Here is a 10,398-nt window from a genome sequence, read left to right as displayed (position 1 = left end):
TTCTTGTAGTTCTGCGATCGCCGCTTGTAAATGCTGGTTTATCATTGTTCGCTGTTAGACAGATATACACCTCCGTATTATCTCATAGCCTTTTTCAGAAATCAAATATGATTCCTATATCTCATATTTTTAAGATAATATATGTGTTCAAAAATCAGAATTGATTTATTCTTAGGGCAAATGCATCTAAGAGGATATTTTAGAAGGGTCTTTTGCTTTAATACTTAGCACAGCAAGACATTGGAATAAATGACTAAAACCTTGATTTGGCATTGCACTTAACCCAATGTATAGTTGTAAAATTAAACCTTTCGAGACTTTTAAAATATCCTCTAAAAATATATTGATAAAAACCTTAACAACTTCTGATTGGGAGGCTTTATCTTAGCTAGTATTACACGATTAAGAACACTGGCAACTTTGATTTTGAGAATGAAAGCTTTATTGAATAAGGCTTTTAACATAAGCGCTTGACTTGGCCATACTAATTATGGAAAGCAGAGAAAATTATGTCATATATCCAAAGAATTGCTACCCTAGCTGATACAAGCGCGATCGCTCCTCTATGGAAAGCATTTGTCGAGGCCAGATACCAAGCTGATCCCTCTATGCGGATTAAGGCAGAGTTTGACTATGAACGTTATGTTACCTACCAGTTAAAAAAGCCCTTGTCTTTTGGCTTTTTATTGGAATATACCGAAGAAATCGTCGGGTTTCTGTTTATTTATATCTATGACGAGGCTCCCCCTCCCCAGGTTTCAGCCTTAGAGATGCTGGAAAATCCCTTCGTACCCCGTCGTGTAGGAGCAATATTAGGGATGTATGTTCAAGAAGCTCACCGCAAGCCTTCAACTATTAATTTATTAATTCAAGCAGCGATCGCCAAAGCCCAAGAACTGAAGGTAACGGATATAGATTTGTTGATCTCCATTGAACAAACGGGGATTCATGCCCTATTGGAACGTTTTGGTTTTACGAAAGCAGCAATCCAATACACCAAACATTACGACATTACAGGCAATAATCTTCCAAATTTACGTCCTTCCTATCAAGACTTAGAGATTGCAATACCTAATCCTGGGAGAATTCCTCTCAAAGACCCGCAAACGCAAAAAGTGGTTCAAAATCTCAAGGGAGAAACAGTTTATCTTCAGCCTTTAACTGATGAAGCAGGAAAGTGGTTAAAGAGTTCGCGGGGGCTGCCCATTTATCCGATTCCCGTCCGAGATCCACAAACTCAGCAGTGGATATTTGATGAAAGTGGCAAGTTAGTTGTTTGTCCTGTAGCTCGCGATCAAAAAGGGGAAATTCAGGAATTGGACGGCATTCCCCAGTTTTGTTTACCGATTTATGACTACCAAGAAGGCAAATTAGCCCTGAAACGAGATAGCGAAGGTCAATATATCTTTGCTGCCTAAAAGTTTTTCCCCAATCGACTTCTACTTAATTATTTCCTAAAAGTGTTAACAAGAATTAGTCATGAATACCAAACTAGCGATCAACTTACTCACTGAAAATTCCAATAATTTGAGCAATACCTTAGCTGCACTGGATTTATTGAGCAATGGCGAAACCATTTCTTCCCTCCAGTTAAAGGTTGAGCAAAGTATTAAAACGGCCTTTGAGAAGCATCAACAGTTGAGCAGTAAAGTTGATACGGTTGAGGACAAGTTAGGGCAGATAGAAAATGAGTTATTGTTGGCAGTCAGTAATCAGTCCATTGAGCAAGAACGTCTAGCAAATTTACAAAAGCAACAGAATGAATTAGAAATTACGATTCAGAGTTTACAGGATCGTAAGCAGATGCTTTCTGGGGATGGGGATGGTCATAAGGCGGCAATCAAAGCAGAAATTGAGGTAATTAAGGCGAATATTACCAAAACTGAGGCTGAAGTGGCGGCGGTTAAGCAGCAAATTACTGATGGTCTGGCGTTGGTGGCCAGTTATGATTCGTTTATTCAGCAGGCTCAAACGGCTCAGGAGCAAGCGAATTACCATAATCAGTATGTCCAGAACTGGGTAAAAATGGGAGAGAAAAGGTTGTGGAAGTCCATCACACAGGATGTTTATAATTGGGTAACGGATGAAGTACAAGTAAATCTGCGGGATTCTTATCAAGTTCAGGCAAATCAGCTTAATCAGCAAGCAGCGAGTATTCTCGAGCAAGTGAATAGTTTTAAGCAGTCTTTGCCTATTTTAGAAGAAACGAAAAATATTAAAACGAATCAGGTTTGGCTGTATTACTATGAGCTAGAGGCCAAAAATAATCTGTTGTCTTTTGCGAGTACTCAAAGTGGGAATGATTTAGCGTTATTGGATTTGCAGTTGAGTCAGTCACAGACGGATTTGACGCAGTTAAAGGATACTGACATTCCAAGTCAAAAAGCAATTGTGGATAGTACAACTGGGCGTGTGATTCAGGTGCAGTCTGAGTTGGATCAACTTAAAACGCAAAAGGTGTCTGCTCAACAGGATTTAGATACGTTTGTTGAAAATAATAAAGAGTTATTAGCAACGGATTTGTCTTTAAATTTGTTGCAGGATTCTATTACTCAGGTTCAAACAAAAATTACGAGTTTACAAGAGAATTTAGCCCAGTCGAATCAATCTACAGATATTTTAAATGGGTTAACTCAAGCGTTATCTCTTAAGCAGGGTAAGTTAGAAAAATTAGAGCAACAGTATCAATTGTTGGCTTTGGAAGCTTTAGAGATTAATCAGGGGCGTTTGGAGTCTCTGAATGGTCAGCTTGCGGCAGAAACTTCGGCAAGTAATGCGGTGCAGGTAAATACGATTGCAGGCTATGTGGATTTGGTTCCCCAGTTTGTCCAACAGTTAAGGGGGTTAAGTGATGTTTGGGCAGAAAATCTCAAGGATAATCATCAATTTACGGTTGATGTTAATAATTTATTTCAGTCCAATTTAACAGCTTTTGAGGGTGTAGCTGGTTATATTGAGGATAATTTAGCTGATCCATATAGTGATTATGTATTGAATGGGATTCAGTTGGATGAGGCTATTATTATTCAGGATCAGCAGATTAACTATCGGAATGCTTTGGCAAAAACTGTGGATGATTTGGGAGAAAATATTGAGCTTCAAAAAAAGTCTGTTGAACAAACAGAGTTATTGTCAACCCAATTGATTCATATTTCACAGTTGATAGATTTGGAAAAAGAATATGCTACCTTGGAAAATGATTATGCAATATTTGATCAGCAGTGGCTAAACTTATCGAATGATAGGCTCCAAAAGCTAACTATTCGTCAGCAAAAAGAACAGCAATTAGCCCAAGCACAACAAGCTTATAATGATAGGATTGCAATAGCTAATTCTCGTGGGGCTGTTTTTAATCCGACAACGGGAAGTTATTATTTTTTAACAGATAGCAATACCTGGACTGAGACACAAAATTTTGCTCAGTCACTTGGGGCTAATTTAGTATCTATTAATGATGCTAATGAAGAAGCATGGATTTTCAATAATTTTTCCCAAGCAATAAGTCCATATTATGTTGGAGGTGATAATGGATATACTTATTTTCCACAATTGTGGATCGGATTAACGGATAAAGATCAAGAGGGAGTTTGGAAATGGGCTAATGGTGATCCTGTAACTTTTACAAACTTTGGTTATTATATCGACTACGGATCGGGCGATGCAGGAAGTTGGGGACCTTTGCCGAACACTAATGTTACTAACTTTGCGACTATCAGGTTTGGGCAGATGACATACGGGAGTGAATGGGCACCTGCATCTGAGGAAGCATACGGTGAGTACTATTCTTCCCCCATACAACATTCAGGAATTATTGAACTTGATTTTAAAGTAGTTACCCAACAAATAAATAATGCTCAACAACAGTTAGAAACCGCACAAAGCAATGAAAATTCAGCTTTGCAATCTCTTCAAAACTTTGAGTTGCAACGAGTTCCATTAGATAACAGGTTGAATCAGTTAAGTCCGTTAATTGTCAATGAGTTGGCAAAAGAAATTGCCAATGAGACTCAAGATTTCACCGTTCAAATTGATTTAGCCAATGATTTACAAGAACAATGGATAGAAACTTCCCTACAGAAATATATTCAGCAGAAAGAGAGCAACATTATAGTAAGTATTAATGGCTTGAATCAGAACGACCACCTTTTCTACAAATTGCAGTTAACAAGTAATATCAGCGCTCTCCAAAATCTGCGGTTAGAAATTGCACACCTCACCTTACAAACTGAACAAAATCCTAACAAAATTCAACAATTTTTAGAGGAGTACGAAGCAGGTGATAAAACCGCCACGACTCTGCGAACTTTGCGCGATAAATACTACCCCGAACTAAACCAAGCCACAACTCTTGCTAATCTTCAAACACAAATTAATCAAAAAATAAACGAATCCCAACAACAAATCGAAGGGATCAAAGCAGACAGCACTCAAAAACAGGCTCAATCCGCCGCCGCCCTCTCCCAAGCCGATTGGTACGAACAACAAGCCACAACCCATTGGCAACTTAGCCGCAAAGCTGGCCCCACCTGGACAGAACAACGTAGCTATACCGAACGAAACTGGTATGGAAAGAAAAAAACGAACGGACAGTTGGGTTGCGGCGGTAGATCAACTTTTAGGCGTGGCAGAAGATGCAACAGCCTTACGCAATAAACTGGGTGGAATCACAGGGGTTACCTGGGACGATTTAAAGCAATTTATTAATGCTGGCCAGGCGATCGCCACTGCCATTGATAACGGTAATTTCACTAATTGGCGAGATGCCCTCAAAACGACTCTGAATATTTGGGTTGATGATGCCACCTTACAACAAAAAATTGAAACCACCACAGGATTCAAGTGGGAACAATTAACCCGTATTGGCTCGACCTCTGAAGCTCTGCGTCAAGCCGATAAAGGTGGTGATGCAACCAGTTGGCTGAAGGCTGCCGATCAGATTTTAATTCTATGGGAAAAAGATACTACTCTGCAAAATCAAGTCAAAAGCTTAACCAATTTAGACTGGCAAGAATTAAAAGACCTTGTGGCGATTGGGAAAACAATTGATACGGCCATTGATCAAAAAACCTATGATACTTGGCGGGATGCCCTTAAACAAACGGTCAACTTCTGGGTTACTGACCAAACATTAAATCAATCTTTAGAAAGTTTAATTGGCTTAAACTGGAATCAACTCGACAAAATTGGTCAAGCGAGCGATGCTTTATACAAAGCCTACGGTAAAGCTGACACAATTATTGATCAAGCCTTGGACAACAATGACTACCAAGATTGGCTAAATGGTATCAAAGATGTTTATCAGCTTTGGAAAGATGATCCGATCCTGCGTCAAAAAGTAACCGATGCAGGGAAAGTGATTTGGAGTGAAGTTGAAGGAATTTTCAATGCGTCAGGGATTTTAGATACCAAAAATCGTCAAGATACCATTCAAACCAATATCCAAAATACAGTCAGCACCATAGAAACAACCCTAAAACAAAAATTAGAGTCAACTATTGGTTTATCTTGGACACAGGTAAAAGCAGTTGCTCAATCGGGTCAAATTATTGCCAAGGCGATCGCAGATAATAAAACTGAGCAATGGATTCAAGCCAGTGATAAAATTTTAAGTATTTGGGAGAAAGATAGCGGACTACGCCTGGTTCTCAAAGATAAATATAATATTGACTGGGCGAACATCAAAGCGAGTGTTAGCTCAGGTCAAAATCTGTCCAAAGCCGTTGAAGCTAATACTGTACCTGCCTGGGGAACAGCTCTACAAAATATCATTAATATTTGGGCTGAGACTACGACCTTAACGCCCCAACAGCAAGAGAAACTGCAACAAACCAATAATTTTGTTAATCAAGTTAAAGCGAGTAATAATTCTCAGGATTGGTTAGCTGTTACGAATCAAATTATTGATTTATGGAAAGATGAAGCCGCTTTCCAAATCCAGCTACAACAAAATAACCAATTATCTTGGCAAGATATTAGTAATAGTGTTAAATCAGGTCAAGTTCTGGCACTGGAGCAAAATGGATTAGAACAATGGCTTGGCAATCTAAAGAACGTTGTTGAAATCTGGAAATCCGATCCAGAAATTAAGACTATTGTTGAAAATATCTCCGATCTTAATTGGCAATCTCTTATTAATGTTATTAATGATAGTGTTAATTTTATTAACGGCGATGATAATAACAATAACCTTGTCGGAACACCAAAAAATGACTACATTGATGCCAAAGACGGTAATGATTACTTAGACAGTGGTATAAGTAATGATACCCTTTATGGTAAAATGGGTGCAGATACACTAATTGGCAGTACTGGTAACGATAAACTCTATGTAGGTGCCAACGATAGTGTTGTTGATATCGTTAACTATGCCTTTGGCGATGGTACAGATACTGTTTATCAGTTTGTGCGTGGTGTCGGTGGTGATCAAATTCAATTTACAGGGATTAGCAATATTGATGTCGTGACATCAGGTATTAATACTTTACTGCGTTTGGGTGATGGTACTACTGGTAACGCTGATTTTGGTATAGGTGAGTTATTAGTTACATTATCCGGTACATCTGGCTTTAGTGATACTGATGTAAATGTCAATCTGTTTGGCACTAATGTTTTGTTCAGTTAGTGGGACTTAGACAAAAAGTAGGCATAAAAAACCTCAATTCTATATGCAGAAGGGCTTTGACATCGTTTTGCCTAGTTTATTGATATATCTAGTAGTCTGTCAAGTATTTTTGAGAATTTGGTGTATTTTGCTTGCCCTGTATGGATTTGAGGCTTGTTTATGCCTCAAAAATGTTTAAGTCCCGCTAAACCACCTTTTAAGCGCAAAAAAGCCACCTCTGTTACATCCAACAATTCAAAACCATCCGCTAGTTCTGCCGAAGACACCTTTGATCCAGAAAATCCTGCTACAGCAACAATTACGGTTACTGGTGCTGAAGTAGAAGAGTTGTCCGAGGCGGAGGAACGCGATAGGCAAGGGTGGCTGTTGGGCAATTGTCAGCGCAGTGAATGACTTTAGTTGCAGCGTGAGAATGTGGGATGGGGAGTACACGGTTGGCTTGCAGCACCTGAAGTCCTTCAACTACCTGCCTGCCGAATGTCAGCAGGTTCAGGAGATTAGCGATCGCATCAGTCGGGTGTATTCAGATTTGCTGGAGGAGTCGGTGCAGAAGTTTTTGGAATCGTTAGGAAAGCTGAATCGGGCTTATTTGACGGCGCTGGAAGAAAAAGTGCTAAGTCTCTTAGAGTCGGAAATTACACATAAGGAAGCCTGGGGGTAAGGCAGGGATTTATGCCAGCGATTAAGTCATCGTCAATGAAGTCTGCTGTTCAAGCCGAGTTTGTAAATCTACAATCAGGTTTTCTCCACCGCGTCGTGCTTCCCATAAACCAGAATACTGCAAACCTATATTCCACTCTCCTTGCATATAATCTTCATTTTCTGAAACCATGCCTGTATATCTAACTGGTACAGGTGAGGTAACTAAATAACGTTTAGTAAAACTGACAGTGCGCCCAATTACCTCGCCATTGACCTGAGCTTCTCCTAAATAGTTGTCATCCAAAATGGAACCACTAAAAGTATTTCCACTCTGAACAAAGGTTGCTTCAAAGCGACTAGGAATGTCATCTTGCCAGTAAGTTCCTAACCAATTACCGCTAAGGTCTGCCATATTGTTTCCTAGTAAAGATGTCTATGCGCTCACCCGAATTGAAGTAATTGACGCAGCAGGTAGTTTAGTCGCTATTGTTAAGCTGAAACTATCAACCGCCCAACTGTATCGATATTATCGCTGTTGAGTATTGCAGTAAGCCCTAGTAAAATAAGACGGTACAAAGGGGAAGGTCGCGGTAGTATTCATTGGCGAACAATTACCAAGAGCGGCAGAGATTAACCACAGCCGTACTATCATTATAAATTTTAGAGTCAGGGCAATCGCTAGGTCGAGTCGTGGAAGTACATTCCTAAGCGGTTGCTAAATTGAGTTCAGGAGATGGAGCGGGAGAAAGCGGCGGTGAAGGAGATATTGCAGGTATTGGGAGTGAAAAAATGATAATTTTGAAGCTGTCATCTTAACGGCTGTTGAAATCTCTGGGCTAATCGAGCCGGAACAGAGGAATCACCTTTTATTAGAGCGAAAAGGTATGTCCCGCCTGAAAACGTAAAACTATTGCTGTGACTGGATATAGACGGTTGGGTGTAGGGTATAGGAAAAAATCAGAAAAGCCAAAATTAAGTGCAACCTTAATAAATTCCTTTATTATTAAACCCCACACCCATAGGTCTTATAGTCGATTTAGCTTTAAGGGGTGTGCCATTGGATTTTGTAACAATGTACTAAGGATGAATAATGCCAAAATAAATAGCGACAACACTTAGAATAATCACGCTAGTAACCAGGGTGAGGGCAATACGAAATCCCTTGTTAGGCAATTGTTCGCGGGTCAGCACGCTATCTGCTTGTACCTGAGTTATTGGCTCGGTTTTTGATTCGGGCTGAATAGGGGAAGTAGTATCCTTTGACAAAGGAGCTTTACTCTCGAATTTTGTTGTTTGAGCTTCTGGTGATTGCATAGATTTTTGTTGATTTTTTGGACTATCTTTACAATTGTTAATAAATTTTTTAATTAATACCTCTTTCTTAAGAAAAGTTTTGGTTGGGAATATACTTCTACTAAAGGATTAGTAAATGTAAGGCTAAACCTAATTAATGTGAGCTGGGCGAAAACAAGAGGTTTAGCAGACGGTGTACAACGAGCCGATGGTAAAGTACTACTCATCGCATTGCATTGTTCAATATGGGTGCAACAAATTATGGAAAGCACCTAAGTACCCAGCAGTTACCAAATTGGGGAAGTCTGTCAAATCCTTGCCAAGGACAAACCTGAACTGAGAGGCAAAGGTGGCTGTTGGGCAATTGTCAGCGCAGTGAATGACTTTAGTTGCAGCGTGAGAATGTGGGATGGCGAGTACGCTGTTGGGTTGCAACATCTGAAGTCTTACGATTACTTGCCTGCCGAGTGTGAGCAGATGCAGGTGATTTGCGATGGCGTAACCGCCCACCGTAGGTGAGCGCATCAGTCGGGTGTATTCCGATTCGCTAGAGGAGACAGTCAAAAGTCTGTTGCAGTCGTTGGGGAAGCTAAATCGACCTTATCTTACTGCTGTAGAAGAGAAATTGTTGAATCTTCTGGAGTCTGAATACGAGATAAGATAACACCCTAAACAATTTTGGCAAATTGGCATCTAATGTCTTTGGGTTGCAGTTTCAATGGAGATATCAACACAACGGGACAGTCAAGAAGTTGTACGAGGGATGTGGCAAAACTTTCCGCTTTTGGTGTCCCGTGCTACGCCAGTTGTCAAACGAGTGCTGTAGAAACGCTCTACATTATTGATACAGCACTCGCAAGTGAACGCCATCACCTTGCAACTGGCTAGAAATGAACAAAATCAAATAGGGTTTCAGAAGATGAAAAATGTAGATAGCTGGATTACTGTATAGTTTGAGGTGTACCAGATTATCCTCTCAAGAGCTGCTCTATGATTGTTCTACCTGGTATTGCTATCCAAAACAAAATATACGAAAGTGACAATTCTCTAGTTTATCGAGGCATCAGAGACGATGGAGTAGGGATCATCGTAAAAATGCTAAAGCTTGATTATCCCTTACCTCAAGAACTAACTCGCTACAGACAAGAATATAAAATTACTCGTTCCCTTAACTTGGAAGGAGTGATTAAGGCATACAGCCAGCAGGATTATCAACGCACTCTGGTGATTATTTTAGAAGATTTTGGGGGAGAGTCCTTAGAGCAATGGATGCACAAGCGCCCAGATATTTTCTGCCCCATGCCTTTATCCACTTTTGTAGATGTGGCGATCGCTGTGTGCGATATTCTGGGCAGAATCCATGCAGCTAATATCATTCATAAAGATATCAACCCTGGAAACATAGTCTTCAATCTCGATACTGGCGTTGTCAAAATTATTGACTTTGGAATTGCCACCCAATTTAATCGCACAAATCCAACTTTCAAAAGTCCTCATGTTTTAGAAGGAACACTCGCATACTTATCTCCAGAGCAAACCGGGCGGATGAACCGTTTACTCGATTACCGCACCGATTTTTACTCCCTTGGCGTGACATTTTACGAACTGCTCACTGGACAACTACCATTTCCCACCACAGACGTGCTAGAGCTAGTCCATTATCATATTGCCAAACCGCCGATTCCTGTGCATAAATTGAACGCCACGATTCCCAAACCTATTTCAGGGATAATTTTGAAGTTGATGGCGAAAAATGCGGAGGATCGCTATCAAAGTGCCTGGGGCATCAAAGCGGATCTAGAACGCTGCGCCGGGCAACTGGCAGAGATGGGTCAGATCAA

At 40.2% G+C, this 10,398-nt stretch carries 9 protein-coding genes; 6 read left to right on the top strand and 3 right to left on the bottom strand.

Translation table 11 applies throughout. The annotated features are described in order from the left end of the window. Positions 1-509: 509 nt before the first annotated feature. The 5 genes from H6G97_RS37505 to H6G97_RS37485 all read left to right on the top strand — a co-directional run bounded on the left by H6G97_RS37505 (position 510) and on the right by H6G97_RS37485 (position 7,283). The gene (locus H6G97_RS37505) at positions 510-1,418 is read left to right on the top strand and encodes a GNAT family N-acetyltransferase (protein ID WP_190945779.1); all 909 of its coding nucleotides are present in this window, start codon (positions 510-512) and stop codon (positions 1,416-1,418) included. A gap of 61 nt (positions 1,419-1,479) precedes the next feature. After that, positions 1,480-4,653 (top strand): lectin-like protein, encoded by a 3,174-nt coding sequence (locus tag H6G97_RS37500; RefSeq protein WP_190945778.1) that lies wholly within the window; start codon positions 1,480-1,482, stop codon positions 4,651-4,653. Beyond that, positions 4,565-6,622, top strand: a complete 2,058-nt coding sequence (locus tag H6G97_RS37495; RefSeq protein ID WP_190945777.1) for a calcium-binding protein — start codon at positions 4,565-4,567, stop codon at positions 6,620-6,622. Before H6G97_RS37500 ends, H6G97_RS37495 begins: the two co-directional genes overlap by 89 nt. Before the next feature lie 159 nt (positions 6,623-6,781). Further along, positions 6,782-7,015: a hypothetical protein gene (locus H6G97_RS37490; protein WP_190945776.1), complete on the top strand. Its 234-nt coding sequence runs from the start codon at positions 6,782-6,784 to the stop codon at positions 7,013-7,015. Positions 7,016-7,034: 19 nt separating this feature from the next. Beyond that, complete coding sequence (locus H6G97_RS37485) at positions 7,035-7,283, top strand: hypothetical protein (RefSeq protein ID WP_190945775.1); 249 nt, start codon at positions 7,035-7,037, stop codon at positions 7,281-7,283. A gap of 21 nt (positions 7,284-7,304) precedes the next feature. Here H6G97_RS37485 and H6G97_RS37480 read toward each other — a convergent pair whose 3' ends face one another. From H6G97_RS37480 to H6G97_RS37470, 3 genes are all read right to left on the bottom strand, one after another. Next, entirely contained in the window at positions 7,305-7,676 is a 372-nt protein-coding gene (locus H6G97_RS37480) for a hypothetical protein (protein WP_190945774.1), read from the bottom strand. A gap of 665 nt (positions 7,677-8,341) precedes the next feature. Then, on the bottom strand, positions 8,342-8,578 hold the full coding sequence (locus H6G97_RS37475) for a hypothetical protein (protein ID WP_190945773.1): 237 nt from the start codon (positions 8,576-8,578) through the stop codon (positions 8,342-8,344). A gap of 219 nt (positions 8,579-8,797) precedes the next feature. Then, the gene (locus H6G97_RS37470) at positions 8,798-9,121 is read right to left on the bottom strand and encodes a hypothetical protein (protein WP_190945772.1); all 324 of its coding nucleotides are present in this window, start codon (positions 9,119-9,121) and stop codon (positions 8,798-8,800) included. A gap of 426 nt (positions 9,122-9,547) precedes the next feature. Here H6G97_RS37470 and H6G97_RS37465 point away from each other — a divergent pair. Then, on the top strand, positions 9,548-10,398 hold an 851-nt coding region (locus H6G97_RS37465), incomplete at its 3' end, for a serine/threonine protein kinase (RefSeq protein WP_190945771.1).

It is taken from the genome of Nostoc flagelliforme FACHB-838 (assembly GCF_014698065.1).
Classification (GTDB): Bacteria; Cyanobacteriota; Cyanobacteriia; order Cyanobacteriales; family Nostocaceae; genus Nostoc; species Nostoc flagelliforme_B.
The sequence above is the reverse complement of the archived record's forward strand: the minus strand, read 5'-3'. Positions and strand labels throughout refer to the sequence as shown.

Excerpts from the sequence above, each read along its gene's own strand:
- H6G97_RS37505 (WP_190945779.1), top strand. The coding sequence starts at position 510 with ATGTCATATATCCAAAGAATTGCTACCCTAGCTGATACAAGCGCGATC.
- H6G97_RS37500 (WP_190945778.1), top strand. The coding sequence starts at position 1,480 with ATGAATACCAAACTAGCGATCAACTTACTCACTGAAAATTCCAATAAT.
- H6G97_RS37495 (WP_190945777.1), top strand. The coding sequence starts at position 4,565 with ATGGAAAGAAAAAAACGAACGGACAGTTGGGTTGCGGCGGTAGATCAA.
- H6G97_RS37490 (WP_190945776.1), top strand. The coding sequence starts at position 6,782 with ATGCCTCAAAAATGTTTAAGTCCCGCTAAACCACCTTTTAAGCGCAAA.
- H6G97_RS37485 (WP_190945775.1), top strand. The coding sequence starts at position 7,035 with ATGTGGGATGGGGAGTACACGGTTGGCTTGCAGCACCTGAAGTCCTTC.
- H6G97_RS37480 (WP_190945774.1), bottom strand. The coding sequence starts at position 7,676 with ATGGCAGACCTTAGCGGTAATTGGTTAGGAACTTACTGGCAAGATGAC.
- H6G97_RS37475 (WP_190945773.1), bottom strand. The coding sequence starts at position 8,578 with ATGCAATCACCAGAAGCTCAAACAACAAAATTCGAGAGTAAAGCTCCT.